At 61.7% G+C, this 26,135-nt stretch carries 25 protein-coding genes, 1 tRNA gene and 2 pseudogenes; 22 read left to right on the forward strand and 6 right to left on the reverse strand.

The annotated features are described in order from the left end of the window. From bamA to QZ648_RS19045, 10 genes and pseudogenes are all read left to right on the forward strand, one after another. A pseudogene (gene bamA / locus QZ648_RS19000) lies at positions 1 to 2,282 on the forward strand (outer membrane protein assembly factor BamA). Between the two features lie 51 nt (positions 2,283 to 2,333). Further along, positions 2,334 to 2,816 carry an OmpH family outer membrane protein gene (locus QZ648_RS19005; RefSeq protein WP_169065112.1) on the forward strand — a complete coding sequence of 161 codons (483 nt, stop codon included), beginning with the start codon at positions 2,334 to 2,336 and terminating at the stop codon, positions 2,814 to 2,816. A gap of 93 nt (positions 2,817 to 2,909) precedes the next feature. Continuing rightward, the gene (locus QZ648_RS19010; RefSeq protein ID WP_291997967.1) at positions 2,910 to 3,191 is read left to right on the forward strand and encodes a hypothetical protein; all 282 of its coding nucleotides are present in this window, start codon (positions 2,910 to 2,912) and stop codon (positions 3,189 to 3,191) included. Beyond that, positions 3,181 to 4,245, forward strand: coding sequence for a UDP-3-O-(3-hydroxymyristoyl)glucosamine N-acyltransferase (lpxD, locus tag QZ648_RS19015; RefSeq protein ID WP_169065111.1), 1,065 nt, complete (start codon positions 3,181 to 3,183; stop codon positions 4,243 to 4,245). The genes QZ648_RS19010 and lpxD overlap by 11 nt, the downstream gene beginning before the upstream one ends. Positions 4,246 to 4,250: 5 nt before the next feature. Beyond that, entirely contained in the window at positions 4,251 to 4,700 is a 450-nt protein-coding gene (fabZ, locus tag QZ648_RS19020; RefSeq protein WP_169065177.1) for a 3-hydroxyacyl-ACP dehydratase FabZ, read from the forward strand. 8 nt (positions 4,701 to 4,708) lie between these two features. Then, positions 4,709 to 5,479 (forward strand): acyl-ACP--UDP-N-acetylglucosamine O-acyltransferase, encoded by a 771-nt coding sequence (gene lpxA, locus QZ648_RS19025; RefSeq protein ID WP_169065176.1) that lies wholly within the window; start codon positions 4,709 to 4,711, stop codon positions 5,477 to 5,479. Then, positions 5,476 to 6,666, forward strand: coding sequence for a lipid-A-disaccharide synthase (gene lpxB, locus QZ648_RS19030; protein WP_291997968.1), 1,191 nt, complete (start codon positions 5,476 to 5,478; stop codon positions 6,664 to 6,666). Before lpxA ends, lpxB begins: the two co-directional genes overlap by 4 nt. Next, on the forward strand, positions 6,644 to 7,246 hold the full coding sequence (rnhB, locus tag QZ648_RS19035) for a ribonuclease HII (protein ID WP_291997969.1): 603 nt from the start codon (positions 6,644 to 6,646) through the stop codon (positions 7,244 to 7,246). Before lpxB ends, rnhB begins: the two co-directional genes overlap by 23 nt. Continuing rightward, on the forward strand, positions 7,243 to 8,055 hold the full coding sequence (locus tag QZ648_RS19040; RefSeq protein WP_169065108.1) for an RNA methyltransferase: 813 nt from the start codon (positions 7,243 to 7,245) through the stop codon (positions 8,053 to 8,055). The genes rnhB and QZ648_RS19040 overlap by 4 nt, the downstream gene beginning before the upstream one ends. A 79-nt stretch (positions 8,056 to 8,134) precedes the next feature. Next, positions 8,135 to 8,225, forward strand: a tRNA-Ser gene (locus tag QZ648_RS19045). A 763-nt stretch (positions 8,226 to 8,988) separates the two neighbouring features. Here the strand turns inward: QZ648_RS19045 and QZ648_RS19050 are convergent. Further along, on the reverse strand, positions 8,989 to 10,833 hold the full coding sequence (locus tag QZ648_RS19050) for an IS1634 family transposase (RefSeq protein ID WP_291995907.1): 1,845 nt from the start codon (positions 10,831 to 10,833) through the stop codon (positions 8,989 to 8,991). A 394-nt stretch (positions 10,834 to 11,227) separates the two neighbouring features. Here QZ648_RS19050 and QZ648_RS19055 point away from each other — a divergent pair, with 394 nt between their 5' ends. From QZ648_RS19055 to QZ648_RS19110, 12 genes and pseudogenes are all read left to right on the forward strand, one after another. Continuing rightward, positions 11,228 to 12,169 carry an RNA polymerase subunit sigma gene (locus QZ648_RS19055; protein WP_248595195.1) on the forward strand — a complete coding sequence of 314 codons (942 nt, stop codon included), beginning with the start codon at positions 11,228 to 11,230 and terminating at the stop codon, positions 12,167 to 12,169. Positions 12,170 to 12,215: 46 nt separating this feature from the next. Further along, positions 12,216 to 12,545, forward strand: a complete 330-nt coding sequence (locus QZ648_RS19060) for a hypothetical protein (RefSeq protein ID WP_248595305.1) — start codon at positions 12,216 to 12,218, stop codon at positions 12,543 to 12,545. Between the two features lie 101 nt (positions 12,546 to 12,646). Continuing rightward, the gene (locus QZ648_RS19065) at positions 12,647 to 13,489 is read left to right on the forward strand and encodes a hypothetical protein (protein ID WP_291997970.1); all 843 of its coding nucleotides are present in this window, start codon (positions 12,647 to 12,649) and stop codon (positions 13,487 to 13,489) included. Further along, positions 13,435 to 13,626: a hypothetical protein gene (locus QZ648_RS19070; protein WP_291997971.1), complete on the forward strand. Its 192-nt coding sequence runs from the start codon at positions 13,435 to 13,437 to the stop codon at positions 13,624 to 13,626. Before QZ648_RS19065 ends, QZ648_RS19070 begins: the two co-directional genes overlap by 55 nt. Before the next feature lie 70 nt (positions 13,627 to 13,696). Then, a pseudogene (locus QZ648_RS19075) lies at positions 13,697 to 14,110 on the forward strand (transposase); the annotation flags it as partial. Positions 14,111 to 14,720: 610 nt separating this feature from the next. Then, on the forward strand, positions 14,721 to 16,541 hold the full coding sequence (locus tag QZ648_RS19080) for a type I secretion system permease/ATPase (RefSeq protein ID WP_291997972.1): 1,821 nt from the start codon (positions 14,721 to 14,723) through the stop codon (positions 16,539 to 16,541). 18 nt (positions 16,542 to 16,559) lie between these two features. Then, positions 16,560 to 17,948, forward strand: coding sequence for an HlyD family type I secretion periplasmic adaptor subunit (locus QZ648_RS19085; protein WP_169066107.1), 1,389 nt, complete (start codon positions 16,560 to 16,562; stop codon positions 17,946 to 17,948). A gap of 2 nt (positions 17,949 to 17,950) precedes the next feature. Then, the gene (locus QZ648_RS19090) at positions 17,951 to 19,330 is read left to right on the forward strand and encodes a TolC family outer membrane protein (protein WP_291997973.1); all 1,380 of its coding nucleotides are present in this window, start codon (positions 17,951 to 17,953) and stop codon (positions 19,328 to 19,330) included. 241 nt (positions 19,331 to 19,571) lie between these two features. After that, complete coding sequence (locus QZ648_RS19095; RefSeq protein ID WP_169066105.1) at positions 19,572 to 19,784, forward strand: antitoxin MazE family protein; 213 nt, start codon at positions 19,572 to 19,574, stop codon at positions 19,782 to 19,784. Beyond that, positions 19,781 to 20,026 carry a type II toxin-antitoxin system PemK/MazF family toxin gene (locus tag QZ648_RS19100; RefSeq protein ID WP_291997974.1) on the forward strand — a complete coding sequence of 82 codons (246 nt, stop codon included), beginning with the start codon at positions 19,781 to 19,783 and terminating at the stop codon, positions 20,024 to 20,026. Before QZ648_RS19095 ends, QZ648_RS19100 begins: the two co-directional genes overlap by 4 nt. Positions 20,027 to 20,128: 102 nt before the next feature. After that, complete coding sequence (locus QZ648_RS19105) at positions 20,129 to 21,973, forward strand: IS1634 family transposase (protein ID WP_291995907.1); 1,845 nt, start codon at positions 20,129 to 20,131, stop codon at positions 21,971 to 21,973. 114 nt (positions 21,974 to 22,087) lie between these two features. Beyond that, complete coding sequence (locus QZ648_RS19110; protein ID WP_291997975.1) at positions 22,088 to 22,207, forward strand: hypothetical protein; 120 nt, start codon at positions 22,088 to 22,090, stop codon at positions 22,205 to 22,207. 231 nt (positions 22,208 to 22,438) lie between these two features. On the opposite strand, the gene pcaF is transcribed toward QZ648_RS19110, so the two are convergent. From pcaF to QZ648_RS19135, 5 genes are all read right to left on the reverse strand, one after another. Further along, positions 22,439 to 23,644: a 3-oxoadipyl-CoA thiolase gene (pcaF, locus tag QZ648_RS19115; RefSeq protein WP_291997976.1), complete on the reverse strand. Its 1,206-nt coding sequence runs from the start codon at positions 23,642 to 23,644 to the stop codon at positions 22,439 to 22,441. 176 nt (positions 23,645 to 23,820) lie between these two features. Then, positions 23,821 to 24,180, reverse strand: a complete 360-nt coding sequence (locus QZ648_RS19120; protein WP_366144201.1) for a hotdog fold thioesterase — start codon at positions 24,178 to 24,180, stop codon at positions 23,821 to 23,823. Positions 24,181 to 24,364: 184 nt separating this feature from the next. Continuing rightward, positions 24,365 to 25,000: a phenylacetic acid degradation protein PaaY gene (paaY, locus tag QZ648_RS19125; protein WP_291997977.1), complete on the reverse strand. Its 636-nt coding sequence runs from the start codon at positions 24,998 to 25,000 to the stop codon at positions 24,365 to 24,367. A gap of 256 nt (positions 25,001 to 25,256) precedes the next feature. After that, positions 25,257 to 25,532, reverse strand: a complete 276-nt coding sequence (locus QZ648_RS19130) for a hypothetical protein (protein WP_291997978.1) — start codon at positions 25,530 to 25,532, stop codon at positions 25,257 to 25,259. Between the two features lie 147 nt (positions 25,533 to 25,679). Next, positions 25,680 to 26,087 (reverse strand): hypothetical protein, encoded by a 408-nt coding sequence (locus QZ648_RS19135; protein WP_291997979.1) that lies wholly within the window; start codon positions 26,085 to 26,087, stop codon positions 25,680 to 25,682. Between the last annotated feature and the right edge of the window lie 48 nt (positions 26,088 to 26,135).

The raw sequence follows: 26,135 nt of genomic DNA on the forward strand, positions 1-26,135 counted from the left end.
ATGAACAAATCGCTGCTCACAGGTCTGCTGGCCACCCTTTTTGCTGCTGGCGCCATGGCCATGGAACCGTTTACGGTCGCGGACATTCGTGTCGAAGGCATCCAACGCGTCGAAGCCGGGACGGTGTTCAGTTACCTGCCGGTCAAAGTTGGCGAAACGATGGATGACGAGAAGGCGGCACAGGTCATCAAGACCTTGTTCGCCACCGGCTTCTTCGAGGATGTGCGCGTTGAAATAAATGGCGACGTGCTGATCGTCGTCGTCCACGAGCGACCGGCGATTGCACAGATCGACTTTGTCGGGCTGAAGGAGTTCGACAAGGAACAGTTGCTCAAGGGCCTCAAGGAGGTCGGGATTGCCGTCTCGCGCACCTTCGACCGAGCCACGCTCGATAAAGCCGAGCAGGAACTGAAACGCCAGTATCTGTCGCGTGGCAGGTATGCGGTGACCATCACCACCACCATCACACCGCTGGATCGTAATCGTGTGGCGATCAACTTCAACGTCGACGAAGGTGACACTGCCAAGATCAGGGAGATCAACATTGTCGGTGCCCATGCCGTCAAGGAGAAGGACCTGCTGAGCGTGATGGAGCTGAAAACGCCAAACTGGGTCAGTTGGTACACCAAGAGTGACCAATACTCGAAACAGAAGCTGGCAGCAGATCTCGAAACGCTGCGTTCCTACTACCTGGATCGTGGCTTTCTGGAGTTCAACATCGAATCGACGCAGGTTTCGATCAGTCCCGACAAGAAGGACATCTACCTCACGATCAGCATCAAGGAAGGCGAGCCTTATCTTGTTTCCTCGGTGAAGCTCGCTGGCGATCTGATCTTGCCGGAAGAAGTGTTCAGGGAATCGGTCAAGATCAAGCCGGGCCACGTTTTCTCACGCAAAATACTTAACGAAAGTACGAAATCGATTGCCGACAAACTCGGCGCTGAAGGCTACGCGTTTGCCAACGTCAACGCTGCGCCAGAACTCGACCAGGAAAAGCATCTGGTGGCGTTCACCATTTTCGTCGATCCCGGGAAGCGTGCCTACGTCCGGCGGATCAACATCACCGGCAACACCAAAACGCGCGACGAGGTGATTCGTCAGGAAGTGCGTCAGATGGAGGGGGCCTGGTACGACGCGAACCGGGTCGTGAAATCACGTGAAAGAATCGACCGGACCGGCTACTTTGGCGAAGTCAACGTCGAGACGCCGCCAGTGCCCGGGACCATTGACCAGGTTGATGTCAACATCAACGTGGCCGAGAAGTCGACCGGCAATATCTCACTCGGCGCCGGTTACTCGAGTTCGGAGAAGGTCATCCTTTCAGGTTCGATATCGCAGTCGAACATTTTTGGTAGCGGCAAGTACCTGGCTTTGCAGTTGAATACGGGCAAGTTGAACCGTACTCTGGGGATCAACTATACCAATCCATACTTTACCGTTGACGGTATCAGTCAGGGCTTCGATCTCTACTATCGCACGCTCAACCCGACTTCTCTCGGCTACGCGTTCCAGTCCACGTCCTACGGTGGTGGGATCCGCTTTGGCTACCCGCTCACGGAGGTGGACTCGCTTACCTTCGGTTTGGCGATAGATCAAACCAATATCGACATAACGCCGGTTACCTTGGCAACGCCAATCCAGTATATCCAGTTCCAGGCGCAGCACGGCGACTCCAATCTTACCCTGCCGACGACCTTGGGCTGGGCTCGTGACACGCGGGACAGCGCTATCTATCCGACCAAAGGTGGAACCCAGCGAGCCGGAGTGGAGGTGGCGATTCCCGGCGCCGACCTGACTTTTTATCGGGCGACCTATCAGAATCAACACTACTTTGAACTCGTCAAGGACCTTGTGCTGATGCTCAATGTCGACCTTGGCTACGGGGACGGTTTGTCGGGGCAGACCTTGCCTTTCTACAAGAATTTCTATGCTGGTGGTGTAGGTTCGGTACGTGGCTACGATACAGCCAGCCTCGGCCCGGTAGATCCGCTATATCCGGATACACGCCTCGGCGGCACGCGCAAGGCAGTGTTCAATTCCGAGATTCTGATGCCGTTTCCGGGCGTCGACAAGTCCTTCCGCTTCGGTCCTTTTTTGATGCCGGCAATGTTTTCACCGATAACTATACCTATGCCGAAGAGGGCTTGCGGACCTCGGTCGGCCTCGCTGCGGCGTGGATTTCGCCTCTGGGGCCGCTGAAATTCAGCTACGGTCAGCCGATCAACGAGCAAAGTAATGATAAACTCCAGAAGTTCCAATTCCAGTTTGGAACGACTTTCTAACCCAGGAGAACAAGCTTGAAGAAGACGATTGCCAGACTGCTGGTTGCGTTGATGGCCTCGCTGCCGGTGTCCTATGCGTCGGCGGTGGATCAACTCAAAGTGGGGTACGTGAATACCCAGCGTCTTTTCCGCGACGCTCCCGCTGCCGTGCGCGCGGCGAAGAAGATCGAGCAGGAGTTCTCCAAGCGCGACCAGGATTTACAGCGTCTGGCGAAGCAGGTGCAGGGCTTGCAGGAAGCGCTGGAGAAAAATGGTGTGACCATGGCCGAGCCCGAGCGCCGTACCAAGGAGAAGGATCTTGGTGAGTTGTCGCGAGAGTTTCAACGCAAGCAACGCGAGTTCCGTGAGGATCTGAACCTGCGCCAGAACGAAGAGAACGCGGCAATCATCGAAAAGGCCAACAAGGCGATCAAGCAGCTTGCTGAAAATGAGAAGTACGACCTGATCGTTCAGGATGTGGTCTGGGTCAGCCCGAAACTTGATATCACTGACAAGGTGATCCAGGCCTTGTCCGATCCCCGGGACGGAAAATAAGCCCTTAATGTGAATGTCGCGTACGCGACTCACGAATCACCCTTCGTCCCCTGCGGGACAAGGGCCGGGGGTGAGGCGGGGAATTCAGCGAGCATGCTCGCTGCCCGTCGAACGATTCCGGCGTGCAAGCCGGAATGCGCGCTGCAAGTGGAGGCGGGGAATTCAGCGAGCATGCTCGCTGCCCGTCGAACGATTCCGGCGTGCAAGCCGGAATGCGCGCTGCAAGTGGAGGCGGGGAATTCAGCGAGCATGCTCGCTGCCCGTCGAACGATTCCGGCGTGCAAGCCGGAATGCGCGCTGCAAGTGGAGGGGACGGTCATGACTTTCATGATCTGGGGTGCGATCTGGGGTGTCTCGACATGTCATGACCGTTAGCTCACCAGGCAACGGAGTGGAGGTGTCAAGGGGGCTACGGCTAGACGAGATCGTCGCCGCTCTCGGCGGGGTGCTTGAAGGCGACGGGTCGGTGCTTGTCTCGCAGGTCGCCAGCCTCCTTTCGGCCGGCGAAGGGCGCATCGCCTTTCTCGCCAGTTCCAAATACCGGCAGCAACTGAAAACAACGCGGGCGACGGCGGTCATTGTGCCGCCGCAGTTTTCAGCCGAGACCTCACTGCCGCGAATCGTGCACCCCAATGCCTACGCCTACTATGCGCGTGTGGTTGCCTTGCTCAATCCGCTCCGGCAACGTCGGCCCGGCATCCATCACGGTGCAGTGGTCAAGTCGGAATTGCGACCATCGGTGAGTGTTGGCGAGAATGCCGTCATTGGCGAGCGCGTGCACATGGGTGAGAATGTCACCCTCTACCCGGGCTGTGTGATCGGTGATGACGTCGTGATTGGCGACGATTGCGTGCTCTACCCGAATGTCGTGGTCTATGACGGCTGCGTGATCGGCAGGCGGGCGATTATCCACGCCGGTGCGGTTCTCGGTGGCGACGGCTTTGGCTTTGCCAAGGACGGTGAGCGGTGGGTCAAGATCCCGCAAATCGGTCGGGTGGTGATTGGCGATGATGTCGAAGTCGGAGTGAATACGTCAATCGACCGAGGCGCACTGGACGACACGGTGATTGGCAATGGCGTCAAACTCGACAATCAGATTCAGATTGGTCACAACGTCAGTATTGGTGAGCATGCGGCGATGGCCGGCTGTGTCGGGATCGCCGGCAGTACCCGCATCGGCCGTCGCTGTACCGTTGGCGGCGCCGGCATGATCATCGGTCACCTGGAACTCGCCGACGACGTGCATATCTCGGCGGGCAGTATGGTGACCAAGAGCCTGCCCAGAGCCGGGCAATACACCAGCATCTTTCCGCTCGAAGGGCACCAGGAGTGGTTGCACAATGCGGCACAGATCAAGCGTCTGGCGAGACTCGCCGAGCGGGTCGCCGAACTTGAAAAGAAACTCGAACAAAGGGAGAACACGACTTGAACGCAATGAGTATCCACGAAATCCTCGAACATCTGCCGCACCGCTATCCCTTTCTCCTGGTCGACCGGGTGCTCGATTTCGAACTCGGCAAGTCCATCCATGCCTACAAGAACGTGACCGTCAATGAACCATTTTTCGTGGGTCACTTTCCGCATCACCCGGTGATGCCGGGGGTATTGATCATGGAGGCTCTGGCGCAGGCGGCCGGCATCCTGTCTTTCAAGACCATGGGCGCCAAGCCCGACGCGAATTCCGTTTTCTATTTCGTCGGCATCGACGGCGCGCGCTTCAAGAAGCCGGTGACAGCGGGCGACCAGTTGCACTTGCACGTACAGATCCTGCGCCAGATGCGCGGCATCTGGAAATACAAGGCGGAAGCACGCGTCGACGGCGACATCGTCGCCGAGGCCGAACTGATGTGCGCCAAGCGCGATGTCGGCGGAGCCGGGGTGTGACAGGTGCCATGATTCATCAAAGTGCGCTCGTCGAGCGCGGCGCGCAACTCGGCTGCAATGTTTCAGTTGGTGCCTATTCGATCATCGGCGAAGACGTGGAAATCGGCGACAACACGGTGATCGGTCCGCATGTGGTGATTTCCGGGCGGACGCGCATCGGTCGTGACAACCGGATCTTCCAGTTCAATTCGCTGGGGGAAGTGCCGCAGGACAAGAAATACGACGGCGAGCCGACGCGACTGGAGATCGGTGACCGCAACACCATTCGCGAGTTCTGCACCTTCAACCTGGGGACCGCCCAGGATGTTGGCATCACCCGCGTTGGTAATGACAACTGGATCATGGCCTATGTGCATATTGCGCATGATTGCCAAGTGGGTAACCACACCGTATTCGCCAATAACGCACAGTTGGCCGGCCATGTGCATATTGATGACTGGGCAATTCTCGGCGGCTATACCGGGGTACACCAGTTCTGCCGCGTTGGCGCCCATACCATGACGGCCGTCGGGACGGTGGTGCTGCAGGATATTCCGCCGTTTGTCATGGCAGCCGGAAACACGGCCAGTCCCTTTGGGATCAACGCCGAGGGGCTCAAGCGGCGTGGTTTTTCTCCGGAAGCGCTGCTGGCTTTGAAGCGCGCCTACCGGACCCTCTACAAGTCGGGGTTGATGCTGGATGAGGCGCGCGCCAAACTGAACGAAGAGGTGCTCGTTCATCCGGAGATCCAGCCGCTCCTGGATTTCCTCGCGGCTTCGAAGCGCGGCATCATTCGATGAGCGCTGCGGCACCGCTGCGCATCGCCATGGTCGCCGGCGAAGCCTCGGGCGATCTCCTCGCCAGTCAGCTGGTTCAGGCCTTGCAGGCGAGGCTTCCGGGGGCCGTTTTTTTCGGTGTCGGTGGCCCGAAGATGCTCGCGACGGGTTTTACGGCCTGGCATCCGCTCGAAAAGCTGGCCGTCCGCGGTTACGTCGAAGTCCTTCGGCACTATCGCGAGATTGCCGCCATCCGCCGCGATCTCAAACGCCGCTTGCTTGCTGACCCGCCGGACGTCTTCATCGGCGTCGATGCGCCGGACTTCAATCTATCGCTCGAAAAGGCGCTCAAGCGGCGCGGCGTTGCCTGCGTGCATTACGTCAGCCCGTCGATCTGGGCCTGGCGCGGCGAACGCATCCACAGCATCGGTGCGGCAGTTTCGCGTGTGCTGGCACTTTTTCCGTTCGAGACCGCGCTCTACGAGAAGCAAGGCATTCCCGTGAGCTATGTCGGCCATCCTCTGGCCGACATGCTGCCGCTCGAAGACGGTCGCCATACGGCGCGGACGCTGCTCGGCATTTCACCAGCGACGCCGGTCTTCGCGCTCTTGCCCGGTAGCCGCCAGTCCGAACTGCAGTACATGGCGGAGACTTTCATCGAAACCGCCCGCCGCATGCACGAGCAGATTCCGGAGGCGATTTTCCTGGCTCCGCTGACGACGCGCGAAACGCGCGTGTTGTTCGAAAGCGCACTGCATCGCCGGCGGGCGAAGCAGTTGCCTATTCGCCTGCTTTTCGGGCACGCCCATCAGGCGATGATGGCCGCCGATGCGGTCCTGGTCGCCAGCGGCACGGCGACCCTCGAGGCAGCACTGCTCAAGCGGCCGATGGCCATCGTCTACAAGATGGCGCCGCTGTCGTACCGAATGATGCGCCGTATGGGCTACCTGCCCTATGTCGGTCTGCCGAACGTCCTGGCCGGCAAATTCGTTGTTCCGGAGTTCATCCAGGACGAAGCGACCGCCGAGAATCTGGCGCAAGCACTGCTCAATCTCTATGCGGACAAAGAGGCGTGCGAGCGCATCAAGTCCGTATTTCGGGCGATCCATTTGCAGTTGCGGCAGAACGCCGCCGAGAAGGCTGCTGCTGCGGTCATCGCCTGCCTGCCAACAACAGCGCTACACGTCGATGCCCTTGCTGTTGCCGGTTGAAGGTCTGGTTTGCGGCGTCGACGAAGCCGGCCGCGGGCCGCTGGCGGGACCCGTGGTCGCCGCCGCCGTGATCCTCGATCCAGGTCGGCCAATTAGCGGTCTGAACGACTCGAAAAAACTTTCGGCCGGCAAGCGGGAATTGCTCGCCGAGCAGATTCGCGGCAGCGCACTGGCCTGGGCCGTCGCTGAAGCCAGTGTCGCCGAGATCGACCAGATCAACATCCTGCAGGCCAGCCTGCTGGCCATGCAGCGTGCCGTCGCGGCGCTCACCGGCGCCCACGGTCCGGTATTCCCGAGTCATGCACTGGTCGACGGCTGTCATTGTCCACAGCTGTCGTGTTCCGTCGAAGCCATCGTCGGCGGCGACGGCAAGGTCGCAGCGATCGCTGCCGCATCGATTCTCGCCAAGACCTATCGCGATGGCGGCATGCTTGTGCTGCACGCTAGTTATCCGCAGTACGGTTTTGATCGCCACAAGGGTTACCCGACCGCATTTCACCTGCAGGCGCTGCGCGAACAGGGTGCGAGTCCGCAGCACCGCCGCAGCTTTGCACCGGTGGCGCGGCTCAGCGACTTATGAAACGAATCGGCTCGCGCGACAATGCCCATTACAAGGCACTCCTGAAACTCTCGCAAAGCAGTCGTGAGCGGCGCAAGAGCGGCCGCGCGCTACTTGACGGCATGCACCTCATCGAGGCCTACGAGCAGAGCTGCGGGGTGCCTGACGAGATCGTGGTCAGCGACGGCGGTGCTGCGCGGCCGGAGAATGCGCGTTATCTCGATAGCCGGCCAGCGGGTAGTCGCATCAGCGTTCTGGCCGACGCCTTGTTCGACGATCTGGCGCTGGTCGATACGCCCAGTGGCATCATGGCCGTCGTTGCGCAGCCACAGCCGGCTGGCGGCTGCGACCATGCAGCCGATGCGGTTTTGCTTGATGGCGTTCAGGATCCGGGTAATCTCGGTTCGATTCTGCGTAGCGCTGCTGCTGCCGGCTTTCGCCAGATCCTGCTCTCGGCGGATTGCGCGCAAGCCTGGTCGCCAAAGTCCCTGCGTGCGGCGATGGGTGCGCATTTTCAACTCGACATCCACGAAAACAGTGATTTGAGCCGCTTTCTAGCCGCCTATCGTGGCCAGTCTGCTGCCACGCTCCCCGCCGCATCGAGCAGTCTCTACAGCGCTACGCTCGGCCGACCGCTGGCCTGGGTTTTCGGCAGCGAAGGTCTTGGTGTCCGGCCGCAAGTCCTTGCACAAACCAGTCGGCATCTGCGCATCCCCATGTCTGCTGCCAGCGAATCGCTGAATGTCGCCGCCGCCGCTGCCGTTTGCCTTTTTGAAACGCTGCGCCAGCGTCAGGCGGCCGAACTGTCGGCGCTGCCTGGCGTGGACTAGCGAGGCCCGGTGTTCTGCCTTTCTGGCTCGTTTCACATTTGGTGTTGGCGTCACGTTCTGCTAGAATTCGCGGTCTTCCGGAGAGATGGATGAGTGGTTTAAGTCGCACGCCTGGAAAGCGTGTTTAGGATAATATCCTAACGCGGGTTCGAATCCCGCTCTCTCCGCCATAGGCCTATCAGGCAAGGGCGTTATAGGCTGAGCAGGCGAAATGTATGCCTAGAAGTAGGCCTGCGATTATTTGGCGGTAGCACGGGAAGGGCCACGTCGTTGGCCATGCGACCAGCGGTCGTTAATTGCTAGCCTATGGACATGCATGGACCGTCAAGCCCTTGGCAGTCCTTCGGCTTAACGCCTATAGAGCCGCCATCGCAGTCGCCATCGCACCCCAATTCCTGCCGTCCGCGCGCTCCTGTTGCCATCGTCCGCATCGCAGAGGTGCGAAGCTTGCCCTTGACGTCTGGCAGGCCTCTTCACCCGCCAGACGGGGGGCTTTCCTGGCAGCGCTCAGCTAACGGTCATGACATGTCGAGACACCCCCGATGATGAAAGCCATGACCGTTTTCCCTCTTCCCCTGCCCCTTCTCCCGCAAGGGGAGAAGGGAGTTTCGTGAGTCGCTAGCGCGACTTTCACATTAACGGTCATTGCGGGACGGGCAGCCACCCCGTATCATGAAACATATCAAGGCGCGGCCTGCTCGCCGACCAAAGTTAGAGGCACCAGGGGTGGTGCTTGACCGAGGCAACAGAGCGGGTCCGCCCGGCTCTTTTTCTTGGCATCGCGACGTCATCGTCGGCGATGCTTTTTTGCGCCCGACGGTTGCCTTGTTTCACATTAACCCGTGTTTAACATTCTCAAAAAAACCTCTTGCATAATCAACTGCTTGCAAGGCACTTGAATCTCTAATGGCACAACAAGCGCGTAATTTCGTGTCAGGCGACCAGTTTTCGGGTTCCTCCGGGGTCTGAGTTGACGCCCAAGGCGCGATAGATCGCCATCAGCTCGGGCTCGGCGGCAGTGGCCTTGCGGACGTGCAGCGTGCGGCCATCGCGTTGCCGGAAAGTCGTCGTCACCCGGCGCTGGATCGAGAGGGTTTCGCGCAGGGTCGCCCAACTGTCGGGAATGCCCGCCGCCTTCAGCTTTAGGCGAAGGAACTGCACACACTGGTAAGCCAGCACGGTAATGAACAGATGGCCGTCGGCGCGCTCTTCCTTGTGATGAAAGACCGGCCGCAAGCCCAGCTCACTCTTGAGGCTGCGAAACACACTCTCCAGGTCAGTCAGCAGGGTGTAGGTGCGCCAGAGCCGCTCCTCGTCCCAGTCGAGTTCATTAGTGCGCAAGCAATAGACGCCCGGGTGCGTCGCTTGGCTCCCCTCGCGCGGCACCTTCTGCCAGGTGATCCCGGTGACCCGCTTGCCCGATTCGTCCGTCACCAGGTCCACCGTGTAATGCTGGCTGGTGCCGCGACTCTTCTGCTTCAGCCGGCCGAGTCGTTCGTGCAATTTGTCGGGGCGCTTCTCGGCACGTGGTTTGGCCAGGCCGTCCTGCATTTGCTGCAGTCCGGCTTCGAAGCGCTGGCTGAAGGATTCGAGCATGGCCTCCTCCTTGAGCTGCCGACCCGGTGAATGGCAAAACAACTGCAGCTCTTTCCCGTCTTCACTGAGCGCCTTTTGCAGCCGCAACGGTTGCTCGTCGGCGGTCTCGATCGTGACCGCCTGTGTTTCATCGAACTGCCGGGTCCCCCCGCGACGAACGACCAGGTAGCGATAGCCATGTTCGACCAGCCAGGCGATGTTGGCTTCGGTAGCGATGCCCGCGTCCATGATCACCAGCGCCCCTGCCGGGGCGTCCAGTCCGGTCAGCATGCCAGCAAGCGTGCCGGCTTCGCTGACATTGCCTTCGAAGGTCTGCGAGCGGCGCACAAAGCCACTGCCGTCGAGCACCAGGCCGAGCGTCACCAACGGGCAGTCGCTGCGCTTCTCCTTGGAACGGGCACGCTTGGCCTTGCGATTACTCGGAACTTCGCCTTCAAAATACGTGTTGGTCAGGTCGTAGAGCGTGATCGTCTCTTCCAGGCCAAAGAGCGTGCGAACGGTGCCGAACAAGCGCGCTTCAATCACTTCCCGATGCTTCATCAGGACGTCCGAAGCACGGTAAAGACTCATGTGCGACATCGACAGGAAGTCGACGTCGATCAGCTCGCCCAAGGCGCTCTGCTTCTGCAGCCAGCTCCAGGTCGCCCGCTCGGAGCCCGGGCGGCCCATTCTCCCGATCAGGTTGCCGATAATCGACGCCCGCAGCACGCCATTGACGCCCAACTCTCGCAATTGGTCGATGATGCCCAGTTCGGTCAGCGCATGCAGACCGACGTGCTCGACGCCAACCGAGCGCGGCTGCATCACTTGCAGCGAGTCAATATCGACTTCCTCGAACGTCACCGGCGGACGCGGCTTTCCGCAGGGCTCACTGGCCTCCGCCGCCGGCGGCGAGTCGCTCATCGGCGACCGCACGATCAGTTGCCCCGCGTAGCGCTGGGCTGCGCTTTCGATAGGGCCCGTGCAGGGCAGTGGCAGGAGCGCTTCCTGGGGATGCAGAAGCTGTTCGATGCGACGACACAGCACCGGCCAGTCCTCCTGCTTGATGGCGAAATTACGCCCGAGATTCAGCAGGGTGATCTGACGGACCTTGCCTGCGACGCGTTCGCCCCGCACCAGCCGAAAGGTGAAGTAGCCCTCGCCGGTGACCTTGTTGTTCGTTCGTGTCTGTCGGATATACATGCCCACGATCGTACAAGAAATGCAAGGGGAAAAACTAGGCTTGAAAAACTATTATGGCACAACATTGCGCCTCAGAAATGCGGCCTATTGAGAATCAATGACTTACAATCGCCGCAGCCCGGAAAAGGCCGCAATATGACAAAGAGTTGTTAAAGAGGGGTTAACGATCATGTCAGTCGAGATACCCCGGATGATGAAATTCATGACCGTCCGCCCTCTCACTTGCAGTGCGCATTCCGGCTTGCACGCCGGAATCGTTCGACGGGCAGGGAGCATGCTCCCTGAATTCTCCGCCTCACCCCCGGCCCTTCTCCCGCGAGGGGAGAAGGGAGTTTCGTGAGTCGCTTGCGCGACTTTCACATTAACACGTGAGGGCTACTTCACCTACCGGCTGGTGCGTGGCGAACGCATCGCAGGCAAGGTCCGTCAGATCGTCCTGCTGAATCTGGGACGCAATTTCTCTATCAAGCAGGAAGACTGGCCGGTGCTGTGTCGGCGCATCGAACAGCTGCTGCACCCCCAGGAAGCGCTGCTGCCCGTGCCATGCGCAGGTCATATCGAAAGTGCGGCCCAGCGCTACGCCCGGCAGCTGATCGTGCGGGCACCGATGAGCAACGCGTCGGCGACAGAGGCCAGCGACCCTGCCGGAAACCCGCGTCCGCCGGTGACATTCGTCGAAGTCGATGTTGACTCGCTGCAAACGATGCAGTCGCGTTCGGTCGGCGTCGAGCACGTCGGCCTGCATGCGCTGGCCGAACCGGGCATCATCGACAAGTTGCGGGAGTTGGGCGTTAATGGCGTTCTGCGGGCGTCGATTATCGGCAACCTGATCGGAAGAATGGGCCATCCGGGCTCCGAGCGGGCGACCTGGAACTGGTTGCAGAAGCACAGCGCCTTGGGCGAACTGATCGACGTCGACTTCCTGTCGATGTTGCACATGGCTCTTTACCGGGGTTCGGACGTCCTGATGAAGCATCGGGAGGTGATTGAAGCGTGTTTGTTTGGCACCGTTCGCACGCTCTTTGGTCTGGAAGAAACGATCACGCTCTACGACCTGACCAAGACCTACTTCGAAGGCGAAGTCCCGAGCAATCGCAAGGTCAAGCGTGGCCGTTCCAAGGAGAAGCGTAGCGATTGCCCCTTGGTGACGCTTGGTCTAGTGCTCGACGGCAGCGGCTTTGTGCGCCGCTCGCAGACCTTCGAAGGGAATGTCAGCGAAGCCGGCACGTTGGCCGGCATGTTCACCGGGCTAAACGCCCCGGCGGGGGCGCTGGTGATCATGGACGCGGGCATCGCCAGCGAAGCCAAGGTCGCCTGGCCAACTCGACTGGGATGAAGAGCGGTTCTGGCGCACCTATACTCTGCTGACCGACCTGGAAAGTGTGTTTCGCAGCCTGAAGAGCGAACTGGGCTTGCGGCCGATCGACCATCACACGGAAGATCGCGCCGACGGCCATCTGTTCATTACCGTGTTGGCTTACCAGTGCGTGCAGTTCCTTCGCGTCAAGCTGAAGGCGGCTGGCATTCACGACAGTTGGACGACTTTGCGCGAGACCCTTTCGATCCAGTGCCGGACGACGACTTTCCGCCAGCGCGATGGCCGCACGCTCCATGTCCGCAAGGCCATCAACGCCGAGCCAGAGCAAATGGCCATCTATCGCGCCTTGGGCATCCACTCACAACCCGGCGGACTCCGAAAACTGATCGCCTGACAGCCCATTACGCGCTTGTTGTGCCATTAGAAATTCATTTCCCCTGCAAGCAATTGATTATGAGAGAGGTTTTTTTTGGTAGGTTAAACAGGGGCCGGGCCGTGGTCGGGCCGCAGCGCCTGGTGGAGCAGGACTTCACCGTCTACTGGTCGGCGCCGAACGATGTGCGCCGCCGTGCCGACACTTCGCTGTGGTCGGTGCTCGGTGGGGCACACCGGCTGCTGTACTTCACCACCAACCGCGTGCCCGAAGCCCGCAAGCTCGAAGACCGCGCGACCCGCGGCAAGTTCGGCCGCGACCGCGACAGCCACGGCGTTCCCCAGGACAGCTTCGCGCAGCCGCGCGTTTTGGGTGAAGCCGACGGCGGCACGGTCTATGCCGACATGACCATCTTAACCCGCGACGGACGCAGCGCGCTCGAAGCGGCCGCGCTGGGCCCGCTGCTCGAGGCTGAGGCGCAGCGGCTGCGCAAGTTCGTGGCCCAGCAGGATGCGGGCTTTGCTTCCTCGCTGCGCCAACTCGGGGCGTCGATGACGCAACAGGCCATCGCAGCGCGCCGCGCCAAGCGTGAGGAGCGCTGGAAGACCGAGAGCCGCGATCCGGCGGCGCTGGCCCAGCGACTGGATGCGGCAGCGCGCACCGACGAGGCCGATACCGCTCGCCAGCGCCCGCAGATGACCGAACCGGCGGCGCGTGACCCGAGGAGCGCCTGGTGGGGGCCGCGGCTGGCGCTGGCGACGACCGAGGCGACGCTGGCCGGGCTGGACTCCGCCGCGCGCAACGCACCGGCCTGTGGTCGCGTCGACCCTGCGTTCTCGACCGGCAACGGCGTGCGCTGCGCTACGAAAGTGCTGCCGGCGCGTCGCGCGACTGCGTGCCGATGGTGCAGGTGCGCGCCGATCTGTTCGACCCGAAGCGGCCCACCGACGAGGTGCGACTGCTGACCGCGTGGTCGCGCAAACGTCTTTGCGGCCTGCCCCTGGCCAGCGGCCAGCCGCCGCAGCGCAATCTGTGCGAAGACGCCGTGCCGCTGTTGCGCGAGATCGACTGGGCCGCCGTGCGGCGGGCGATCGGATGGTGAGACCCAGCCCATCGCCGCATGAGGCCGCTGCCTGCGCGAACAGTGCCCTGATTGCCCTTCCACGGCCCGGATCGGGGCGGTCGCCTTCATCCATCGGTTCGGCTCAAGCCTGAACGAGCACGGCCACTTCGACTGTTGCGTCATCGACGGCGTCTTCGAGCCGGCCGTCGCCTACCGGCGTTTGCGCACTCTGCCAGGCGAGCAGATGCAGATCGACTGGGGGCACTTCGGCCACTTGGAGATCGGTCGGGTAAGCCGGACGCTGATGGGCTTTTTTGCCGTACTCCCCTGGTCGCGGCAGATCTTCTTGCGCTTCTACCTCGGCGCTTACAGGGAGAACGTCCTGCGTCGCCACGTCGGCGCGCTGGCCGCCTGGGACGGCTGCAGGCGTGTCGCCCTGCACGACAATCTCAAGAGCGCCGTTCTTGAGCGTCAAGGCTCGGTCATCCGCTGCCACCCGACACTGCTGGCCCTGTCCGGCCATTAGCCGTGGATGGCGATTCAGACGAAAGCTTCCGAACCCACGGATTTCGCCTCGATCACTTTGCGCAAGGGAGCACCCCGTGGCGTCAAGGATTTTCTTGGCCGCGATGTCGGCTGCCGCCATTGAGCTGGCGTGCCGCGTTCTTGTGTGTGCCAGGTGCCGGAAGTAGCGCATCAGCAATACATGGGGAACGGTGACTATTGTCACATCGAGGCAAGGAGCGGGCTGGATTACCCTTGCTGCTTATGTCATTATTGCGCCTGGCCAGACTGGGCGTCAGCTGCTGTCCGCTGCACGAGATGCCTGAGGCTGCGGCCAAAGTGACTGCTGAGCATGGCTCTTGATGCCAAGATGCAACAACAAATTCGTCGAAGCCGTGACAGGCCCTGCGCGTCCCCTGGGAAAGCTTCATGCGTATCACGGTTCCCCATTTCATGGTGCTGGCCGCTGGCGCCGTTGCGGCACGTGCGATCCACTCGCAGGCAGCCGTCCGAAGCGCGGATGCGCAAGTGCTTCCGCTTGCTCTCCGGCAGCCAGACAGCGGCCCGCGCCGTAGGGCGCGCCTGTCCGGTTTTTTTTCCGGGATCATCGTTTCCGAGGAAGAGTGTGCATGACTGATCCCTCCCAACGCCCCGAGCTCGAGCGGGTGCTGCTGTCGTTTCGCCAGGCGTTCATGACCGTTGGCGCGTTCAGCTTTTTCACCAATCTGTTGATGTTGACGCCGTCGATCTACATGCTGCAGCTCTACGATCGTGCACTCGGGAGTCGCAATCCGACCACCTTGCTGATGCTGACGCTGATTGCGCTCGGCCTGCTGGCACTGATGTCCTTGCTCGAATGGATCCGCTCGATGGTCCTCGTCCGCGTCGGCGCTCGCCTCGATCTCGATGTCAACCAGCGCATCTTCAATGCGACCTTCGAACGTAACTTGCGGCAGGCAGGCCAGAATCCCGCGCAGGCCTTGCACGATCTGGCTTCGATGCGCCAGACCCTGACCGGTGCCGGGCTGGTGGCGCTGACCGACGCGCCGTGGATGCCCATCTATCTGATCGTGATTTTTATGCTGCACACCCATCTCGGCATTTTCGCTCTGGTCGGTGTCCTGCTTCTGGTGACGCTGGCGGTGGTCAACGAGCGCGTCTCGGCGGGGCCCCTTGGCGAGGCACAAAAGCTCTCCATGGCGGCCAACGCGCAAGCCAACAACAACCTGCGCAATGCCGAAGTGATCGAAGCCATGGGCATGCTGCCGGCGATTCGCGGGCGCTGGTTCAAGCTGCACCAGAAGTTCCTCGAGCAACAGGCGCTGGCCAGCGATCGTGCCGGTATGCTGACCGCGCTGACCCGCTTTGCTCGCATCTCACTGCAGTCCTTGGCGCTGGGCTATGGCGCGCTGCTGACCATTGAGGGAGAGATGACGGCGGGAATGATGATCGCCGGCTCGATCCTCGTTGGTCGGGCGCTGGCGCCGGTTGAGGCCCTGATCGGCAACTGGAAGCAACTGGTTTCGGCACGTTCGGCTTACAAGCGCTTGAGCGAACTGCTGGGCATGTACCCGGCGCGCATTGCCGGAATGCCGCTGCCCCGGCCGCTTGGCGAAGTGGCCGTCGAGAACGCGGCGACGGGGGCTCCGGGGAGCAAAACGCTGATCCTGCGGAATGTGAACTTCAAGCTGCAGGCCGGTGAGGTGGTCGCCGTGATCGGTCCCAGCGCTTCCGGGAAGTCGACGCTGGCGCGTTTGCTGGTTGGCATCTGGCCAACGCTGGCTGGATCGGTGCGCCTGGACAACTCGGAAATTTTCAAGTGGAACAAGGACGAGCTGGGTCCGTATCTGGGTTATCTGCCGCAGGACATCGAGCTTTTTGGCGGTTCGGTCGCCGAGAATATTGCCCGTTTTGGCGAAGTCGATTCGGACCAGGTCCTGGCGGCCGCGCAGGCCGCCGGTGTCCATGAATTGATCCTGCTGCTCCCCAACGGTTACGACACGCCGCTCGGAGATGGGGGGAGCGCGCTCTCGGGTGGCCAGAAGCAGCGCATCGGTCTAGCGCGCGCACTTTACGGGGACCCGGCTTTTATTGTCCTCGATGAACCGAATTCCAACCTCGACGATCTCGGCGAGGCCGCCCTGGCCGACACGATCCGGCGCCTGAAAGCGAAAAAGCGGACGGTGGTCATCGTCACCCACCGGATGACCACACTGGCGGTTGCCGACAGCATTCTGGTGATGCACGAGGGGACGGTGAAGGCACACGGTCCGCGCGACCAGATCCTGGCGGCGATGCGCTCAGCCAACGCGCCGAATGTACCGAATGCGGCAAATGCGGCAAATGCCCCAACGTCACCGCCAGCCGGGCGTAGCGCAGGCACGGCTCGACCGGCGACACCTGCGGCGGCGGCCAGTGGTCTTCCATCGACGCCCGTCGTCGGCGTCTGATTTACCAGGCAGAGGGCGATGGCAAAGAAATTGTTCGAGCGCAAGAACGCTTCCGACAGCGAAATCACTGAACTGACCGACGTCTCGGCCGAAACGGCCAAGGCCGCTGCCAGCGGTGTGGACATCAATCATCGCCGCGTTTCCCGGATCGGCTGGCTGATAGTGGCCCTTGGTTTCGGTGGCTTCATGCTGTGGGCGGCGCTGGCGCCGCTCGATCAGGGCGTGCCGGCCAGCGGGCAGGTGGTGGTTACGGGAAATCGCAAGACCGTACAGAATCTGGGCCCGGGAATGGTCGAGGCGATCCTGGTCAAGGACGGTGACGAAGTCAGTAAAGGCGACGTTCTGCTACGGCTCGACTCGACGACGGCGCGCTCGCAACATCAGGTGACGCATAGTCAGTGGTTGGTGGCGAAAGCGACCGAGGCGCGCTTGCTGGCCGATGTGGCGGGGCAGTCGGAGATCGTCTTTCCCGAAGAACTGTTGAAGAACAAGGACGATCCGCGAGCGGCCAGCGCGATGGCCGTGCAGACGCAGCTTCTGCGGTCGCGGCAGGCGGGACTGCAAGCCGAACTGGCTGCCATGCAGAATATGCTGGCGGGCTTGCAGTCGTACGCCAAGGGACTCGAGGCGACGCGGCGCTCGAAAGAGCAACAGTCGCGCTTGCTCCTTGAAGAACTGAAGGGGTTGCGCGAGTTGGCGGCCGAAGGCTATCTGCCGCGCAATCGCCTGTCCGAGCAGGAACGCCTGCTGGCGCAGCTCAATGGAGCCATTTCCGAGGATCTCGGTAATCTCGGGCGCGCCCAGCAGAGCATCGGCGAGACACGGATGCGCTTGGTGGCGCGGCAGCAGGAATACCACAAGGAGGTCGAGAACGCCCTGTCGGAGGTGCAGAAGGAAACCAGCTCGCTGGAGAGTCGCCTTGAAGGCCTGGCTTTTGAGCTGGACAACACCACCGTGCATGCGCCGAGTGAAGGCATCGTTGTTGGCCTGAGTGTGCACACCGTCGGTGGTGTTCTGGCGCAGGGAACGCCCTTGATGGACCTCGTGCCGAAAAATGAGCCCTTGCGCATCGAGGTTCAGATTCCCACCGATCTGATCGACAAGGTCCGCCCGGGCCTGCCGGTCGAGATCACCTTTCCGGCCTTTAACCAGCGCACCACGCCACAGATACCCGGCGAGTTCGTGCAGGTCGACGCCGACGCAACAACCGATCCGCAAGGCAGGTTGCCGCCGTTCTACCGCGGCAAGGTATTGGTTACCGAAGCCGGCATGAAGAAACTGAAGATGCATGAAATCAAGCCTGGAATGCCGGCGCAGGTATTCGTCAAGACGGGCGAGCGGACAATGCTCAACTACCTCTTCAAGCCGCTGGTCGACCGTATGAATGCAGCACTGACCGAGGAGTGAGTATGCGCAACCGCCTGCCTGCACTGAGCGCCTGCAGCCTGGCGCTGTTGTCTTCGGGCGCCTTTGCCGTGGGTCTGCTCGATGCCTATCAAGCCGCACGCCAGAACGACCCGGCCTTCCAGGCGGCTCGCTTCGAGCGCGACGCTGGCCAGTACGCGATCGACATCGGGCGCGCCGGCCTGCTGCCGACGATTTCGATTACCGGCAGCTATGCGCAGAACACCGGCGATCGCGAGTCGACGTTGGCCAATGTGACGCAGGACCTCGACTACAAGGACAAGCAGGCGGCGATTACCCTGCGCCAGCCGCTCTTCAACTACGAGAGCTACGTGCGCTATCAACAAGGCGGCGTGCAGGCCGCCTACAGCAACGCCGTGTTTGATCGCAAGGAAGCGGAACTGGCCAGCAAAGTGTCGACCGCCTACTTTGAGGCACTGCTGGCGCTCGAGCGCCTGACCCTGACCGATGCCGAAATTGCCGCCTATGGCGCCCAGCGCGAGCTTGCCGAGCGTATGCGGCGCGGCGGCGAAGGGACGATTACCGAGATTGCCGAGGCCGAGTCGAGGCTCGAGTTTGCCCGCGCCGGTCGTGCCGAGGCGCTCGACCGGGTGGCCGTGACGAGGCGCGTGCTGGAAGGCATGACCGGTACGCCGCTGCGCGATCTGTGGGTGCTGCGGCCGGATTTCATGCCGACGGGCATCACGCCGAGCCAACTCGATGAATGGTCTGCGCTGGCACAGGAGCACAACCCGGAGATCCGGGCACGCAGGAAGGTCGTCGAGCTGTCTGGCCTGGAAGTCGAACGTGCGCGCGCCGGCCATTTGCCACAGTTGGACCTGGTGGCGCGGGCGATGAAAGCGGAGAACGAGACGCTCTCGACCCTCAACCAGAAAAGCTCGATCAACACCGTCGGTGTGCAACTCAACATTCCGCTCTATGCCGGTGGCCGGGTGAATGCCCTGACCGGGCAGGCGGTGGCCAATCGTGGGCGCTCGATGGCCGAACTCGATCTGGCCACCAATGAGGTGATGGTCGAAGTCAAGCGCCAGTTTCTGGCTGTCGAGACCGGGGTTGGCAAGGTCGCCGCCTATCGCAAGGCAGTTGACGCCAGCATCGTCGCGGTCGAAGGAACCAAGCGCGGAATGAGGGCGGGAATCCGCACCAATACCGACGTTCTCGACGCCGAACGGCAGATGTTCTTTGCCCAGCGTGATCTCGTGCAGGCGCGCTATGAATTCCTTGCCAGTACCTTGCTCCTGAAAACGGCTGCCGGGGTGCTCTCGGAAAAGGATGTCGCTGAAATCGAGGCGCTGCTGGTGCCGCAACACGACGGCGGGCAAGCTGCGCCGGTTCTGGCCAAAGGGTCTGGCGGGGCGCCCTAGCCAAGCCAGACCGATCATCTTTGGCACCGGAGGCACGATCCTCGTACAGATGGCCGGGCATCAACGCCTGCCGCCAACAGAGCCAACAGAGCATTGCGCTGCAAGTATAGTGGCCGTTCTCAATAGAACTAGGGACCGCCCGACGGCAGAGGCGAGACGCTACGGCGGGGGCTCGAGAAGCAATTTGTTGCATGTAACATCATTTTTGGTATAGTGTTGCATGTAACAAATGGGGCGCGAAATGGCAGGTGTTATCGAACGGGTGCAAAAGCACAGGACAAATTTGCGGAAGAGCGGCTTGCGGCCGGTTCAAATCTGGGTTCCCGATACGCGCAGCGCCGGTTTCGCCCAGGAGTGCGTGCGGCAATCCGCGCTCCTCAAACACGACCCGCAGGAAAAGGACATTCTGGAGTTCCTCGACGAAGCCGCCAGCCGTGATGGCTGGTCGGCATGAAGCGCGGCAACCTGGTGACAATCGTCTTGCAGGGAGCCTACGGCAAGCCGCGACCGGCTCTCGTCGTGCAATCCGACCTGTTTGCAACGCATCCGTCCGTCACCATCCTGCCGGTAACGAGCGAGTTGCGGGAGACCCCGCTATTTCGGGTCGAAATCAAGCCGACCGCCGAAAACGGCCTTAACCCCTCTTTAACAACTCTTTGTCATATTGCGGCCTTTTCCGGGCTGCGGCGATTGTAAGTCATTGATTCTCAATAGGCCGCATTTCTGAGGCGCAATGTTGTGCCATAATAGTTTTTCAAGCCTAGTTTTTCCCCTTGCATTTCTTGTACGATCGTGGGCATGTATATCCGACAGACACGAACGAACAACAAGGTCACCGGCGAGGGCTACTTCACCTTTCGGCTGGTGCGGGGCGAACGCGTCGCAGGCAAGGTCCGTCAGATCACCCTGCTGAATCTCGGGCGTAATTTCGCCATCAAGCAGGAGGACTGGCCGGTGCTGTGTCGTCGCATCGAACAGCTTCTGCATCCCCAGGAAGCGCTCCTGCCACTGCCCTGCACGGGCCCTATCGAAAGCGCAGCCCAGCGCTACGCGGGGCAACTGATCGTGCGGTCGCCGATGAGCGACTCGCCGCCGGCGGCGGAGGCCAGTGAGCCCTGCGGAAAGCCGCGTCCGCCGGTGACGTTCGAGGAAGTCGATATTGACTCGCTGCAAGTGATGCAGCCGCGCTCGGTTGGCGTCGAGCACGTCGGTCTGCATGCGCTGACCGAACTGGGCATCATCGACCAATTGCGAGAGTTGGGCGTCAATGGCGTGCTGCGGGCGTCGATTATCGGCAACCTGATCGGGAGAATGGGCCGCCCGGGCTCCGAGCGGGCGACCTGGAGCTGGCTGCAGAAGCAGAGCGCCTTGGGCGAGCTGATCGACGTCGACTTCCTGTCGATGTCGCACATGAGTCTTTACCGTGCTTCGGACGTCCTGATGAAGCATCGGGAAGTGATTGAAGCGCGCTTGTTCGGCACCGTTCGCACGCTCTTTGGCCTGGAAGAGACGATCACGCTCTACGACCTGACCAACACGTATTTTGAAGGCGAAGTTCCGAGTAATCGCAAGGCCAAGCGTGCCCGTTCCAAGGAGAAGCGCAGCGACTGCCCGTTGGTGACGCTCGGCCTGGTGCTCGACGGCAGTGGCTTTGTGCGCCGCTCGCAGACCTTCGAAGGCAATGTCAGCGAAGCCGGCACGCTTGCTGGCATGCTGACCGGACTGGACGCCCCGGCAGGGGCGCTGGTGATCATGGACGCGGGCATCGCTACCGAAGCCAACATCGCCTGGCTGGTCGAACATGGCTATCGCTACCTGGTCGTTCGTCGCGGGGGGACCCGGCAGTTCGATGAAACACAGGCGGTCACGATCGAGACCGCCGACGAGCAACCGTTGCGGCTGCAAAAGGCGCTCAGTGAAGACGGGAAAGAGCTGCAGTTGTTTTGCCATTCACCGGGTCGGCAGCTCAAGGAGGAGGCCATGCTCGAATCCTTCAGCCAGCGCTTCGAAGCCGGACTGCAGCAAATGCAGGACGGCCTGGCCAAACCACGTGCCGAGAAGCGCCCCGACAAATTGCACGAACGACTCGGCCGGCTGAAGCAGAAGAGTCGCGGCACCAGCCAGCATTACACGGTGGACCTGGTGACGGACGAATCGGGCAAGCGGGTCACCGGGATCACCTGGCAGAAGGTGCCGCGCGAGGGGAGCCAAGCGACGCACCCGGGCGTCTATTGCTTGCGCACTAATGAACTCGACTGGGACGAGGAGCGGCTCTGGCGCACCTACACCCTGCTGACTGACCTGGAGAGTGTGTTTCGCAGCCTCAAGAGTGAGCTGGGCTTGCGGCCGGTCTTTCATCACAAGGAAGAGCGCGCCGACGGCCATCTGTTCATTACCGTGCTGGCTTACCAGTGTGTGCAGTTCCTTCGCCTAAAGCTGAAGGCGGCGGGCATTCCCGACAGTTGGGCGACCCTGCGCGAAACCCTCTCGATCCAGCGCCGGGTGACGACGACTTTCCGGCAACGCGATGGCCGCACGCTGCACGTCCGCAAGGCCACTGCCGCCGAGCCCGAGCTGATGGCGATCTATCGCGCCTTGGGCGTCAACTCAGACCCCGGAGGAACCCGAAAACTGGTCGCCTGACACGAAATTACGCGCTTGTTGTGCCATTAGAGATTCAAGTGCCTTGCAAGCAGTTGATTATGCAAGAGGTTTTTTTGAGAATGTTAAACACGGGTTAAACACCTGTCGCAAGTAATGATTGACAAGATTCAGACCGTGCCCTGCGAGAAAGTCGGTGACATCTTCGGACACGTTGATGACAAAACCATGCTGGCGGTCAATCGCGCGTTAGCCGTTTGGCTTGGGTTCGCCTAACGGTCGCCTAAACGGCCGTGGTCGATCCGCGCACCTGGCGTATTTCATCGGCTCGTTTTGCAACAGACATTTGCGACGCGCAAGCGGTTGATTTCCTTGGCGCGCGAAACCATCGCAAAACTTACCCTTTCTGCAGTCGTGGTCTGAAGTCGTTCGCCACCGTCAAGGACCTGATGACGGACCTGAATGCGGAAGATTGAACACACCGGGCAGTTCAACTAGCTGGCTGGCTCAGACGCGCTCGATGATCATCGCCACGCCCTGGCCGACGCCGACGCATAGAGCGCACAGCGCGTAGCGGCCGGAGCGTCGACGCAGCTCCCAGGTGGCGGTGGTGATCAGCCGGGCGCCGGTCATGCCGAGTGGATGGCCGACGGCAATTGCGCCGCCGTTCGGATTGACGTGCGCGGCGTTGATCGGGATCGACAGTTCGCGCAGCACCGCGACACATTGCGCGGCAAAGGCTTCGTTGATCTCGATGACGTCCATCTGATCCAGGCGCAGCCCGGTTTTGGCGAGCAGTTTGCGAATCGCGGGTACCGGACCGACGCCCATGATGCGCGGCGCGACGCCGGCGGTGGCCATGGCCACGATGCGGGCACGCGGCGTCAAGCCGTGCTTGACGGCCGCTTCTTCGCTGGCCATGAGTAGCGCGCAGGCACCGTCATTGATGCCCGCCGAGTTGCCGGCGGTGACGGTGAGGCCCGCAGCGTTGATGCCTTCGCGTTTTGCCAATCGGGACAGGGTCATGTCCGGGCGCGGGTGTTCGTCGGTGCTGATGACGTTCGCGCTGCCTTTCTTTTGTGACAGGCGGACGGGAATGATTTCGTCGGCAAAGCGCTCGCCTTCGTGCGCAGCACCCCAGCGCTGTTGCGAGCGCAGGGCGAAAGCGTCCTGATCGCTGCGCGAGACGCCGAATTTGGCAGCGACGTTGTCGGCGGTTTGTGCCATCGAGTGCGTGTCGTGGAGTTTCTTCAGCAGCGGATTGACGAAGCGCCAGCCAAGCGTCGTGTCGTGGATGGCGGTGCTGCGCGAGAAAGCACTGTCGGCCTTGGGCATTACGAACGGTGCGCGCGACATGCTCTCGACGCCGCCGGCAATCATCAGTTCGGCTTCGCCGGCCTTGATCGCGCGCGCGGCCATACCGACGGCATCCATGCCCGAGGCGCAGAGGCGGTTGACCGTGATCCCCGCCACCTCGACCGGCAGGCCGGCGAGCAGGCCGGCCATGCGCGCGACGTTGCGGTTGTCTTCGCCGGCCTGGTTGGCGCAGCCATAAATCACATCATCGACCAGCGCCCAGTTCACACCGGCGTTGCGGTCGATCAGGGCGCGAATCGGCAGTGCGGCGAGGTCATCGGCGCGCACGCTGGAGAGCGCGCCGCCATAGCGGCCGATCGGAGTCCTGACGGCGTCGCAGATAAAAGCTTCGTTCATTTACGGGTATTCCTTGATGTGGTCGAGCGCCTGCGGGCGTGCATGACAAATGCGCGCTGGTGTCGACTGGGGGTACGGGGTTGCGCAGGCGAGCGCGCACCGCGGTGCTGCGCTGTGTATCGTCGACCTGCTGTGCTGCGGGGGGAGGGCCGGGAGCGACCGTCGAGGTCGAGGCCTCATTGCGGGTTTCCTTCAACCGTATCCGCCATCAGGTCGGCGGTACTGGTTGATGAGCCGACTTCGCTGTCCTCGGCTGCGCGCAGTTCGCCCGCGCGTGCCGGGCTGAGGAAGTCGACATGGCGCGCCGAGGCAACCGTGCTGCGGTTGTCGTTGTTGCAGGCGTAGGCAAAAGCCGAGTCGGCGAGAGTGAACAGATAAGCACCGTGACAGATGGGGTGGCCGTCGACCATATCTGGTCGAACGCGCATCGTCAATCGCGAGTAAGCGGGGCGAGCGCCGAGCAGTTGCAGGTCGATCGGTTGGCTCGCTGCGTCACGGCTGTAAATTGCGCTCGCTGTCTGTTCGGCGAGCAGCAGCGCGGCGTCCGCATTGTGCGCATAGTGCGCGCATTGGTGGTCGCATGCGGGTTCGCACTTATGTGCGTGCGGGCGTCCCTATCGAGGTCCATTTTGGCACAGGGGGCGTCGGAGCTCTGGCTGGCAGGTTCAGGTTCATTGCGAGGAGGCGCAGCCGACGCGGCAATCCAGTGCCATCCTCCAACTACTCGCGCTCGGCGCCGTCTTGCGCCTGCTTGCGTAGCTCGATCAGCGGCTTAACGCCGGGCATGTCGAAACGTTTGCGGTCCGGCTCCACGGCGGTCAGCGCCTCGGTCTCGACCAGCGTTGCCAGCGAGCGTCGGGTGAGTTCCTGATAGGTCAGTGTTCCCTCGACTTTCCAGGCCATATCCTGCTCGCTGAGCCGGCGCATGACTTTGGCGGGAACGCCGGCGACCAGGGAGTTCGGCGGAACGTCCATCCCCGCTCTGACAAAGGCGCAGGCGGCGACGATCGACGATTCGCCGACGACGGCGTTGTCCATGATCACGGCATTCATACCGACCAGCGCGTTCCGGCCGATGCGACAGCCGTGCAGTACGGCGCCGTGGCCGATATGGCCATTCTCCTCGATGATCGTATCGCTGCCGGGAAAACCGTGCATGACGCAGCTGTCCTGCACATTGACCCCACGTTCGAGAATCAGGCGTCCGAAGTCGCCGCGCAGGCTGGCGCAGGGCCCGACGTAGCAGCCAGGGCCGACGATCACGTCGCCGATCAGAACCGCCGATGGATGAACGTAGCTACTGGGGTCGACGACCGGGACGATGCCGTCGATGGCGAATACGCGGGGGCGGTTCATGTGGATGCTCCTGGTGGGCTGGGGCGCCGCGTCGGCGGCGCGGACGCAAACATTCTATTGGGCGGGAAGGCAGTGCGGCAACCGCCAGCACTTCTAATCAGCCCTGACGCATGACCCAGCCGAATCGAGCCGGTTTGCCGGTAACGCCCACTTTTGCGGCCGAGGCGGTCAGATTGCGGTTGGCTGGCGGCAAGGGACGGGGGGATGGAGTCGGTCATGAGGATGTCGAAAGGTTTTTTGGACGGCGGGACGATCGCTAGGCGAGCCTTTCCGGACGGTTGCGTACGCCGCGCTTGAGAGGATGTTTCGGTGACGCCTGAGCGAAGTCACTCAAGTTGAAGCAGGGATGGCTCGGCGAGAAGGACGCGAAGGCGTGCTGGGTCGCGAGCCAGGGGGCGGCGCAGGAGCTTCGGATGAAGGCGATGGCAGCGCGCACGCCGAGTTCCTGATAGAGGTCGCGTAGCTGTCGGGTGAAGCGTGCCAGGGTATTGAACACATGCGCCAGGCGCATCAGGAGGTGATAGCCCTGCATGACATTCCAGTCGAGGGCAAAGGCATGCTCGTAGTGGTAGCCCTGGTGCTTTTCGACCAGGAAGCCCGCTTCGATGCCCCAGCGCTGGCGGGCGCCGAGGTTGCAGCGCTCATGGACATTGTCTTGGCTGAGCGGCTGGCTGGAGAGTCAGGCGTGGCGCCCGGTTTTGGTCACGGTCGTGGCCTGTTGATCGATCCACTCCCAGCTTTCCTCACAGACCACCACGTGCAGTTTGAGACGCTGACGCCCGTTCGAACCAAAGGCATAGTCGATGGCGTTGACCCAGAGGAAGCGTTGTCGGCGTCGTCCCCAGCAGCGCTGCATGGCTTGCGGCTTCAGGGCATGGAGCGCGCGGAACTCCTGCCAGACGGTGGACAAATCCTGGTCCTTGAGCACGATCATGAACGGCCAGTGGTAGTCACGGCAGCGCTGCATCACCGGCCCGTTGGCGTAGAGTCCGTAGAGCAGGAGCAGAATCCGCAGGCGGGGGAAGCAGGTCTTGAGGCGCTCGCTCAAGCGCGCAAAGGCGCGCCGTTCGCAATCCTGCTTTTGCACCTCGGGTTCGCCCAGGGCCTGTTCGAGGAACTCGCTGAGCAGCGGGAT

This window comes from Candidatus Accumulibacter sp. ACC012 (assembly GCF_907163155.1).
GTDB lineage: Bacteria > Pseudomonadota > Gammaproteobacteria > Burkholderiales > Rhodocyclaceae > Accumulibacter > Accumulibacter delftensis.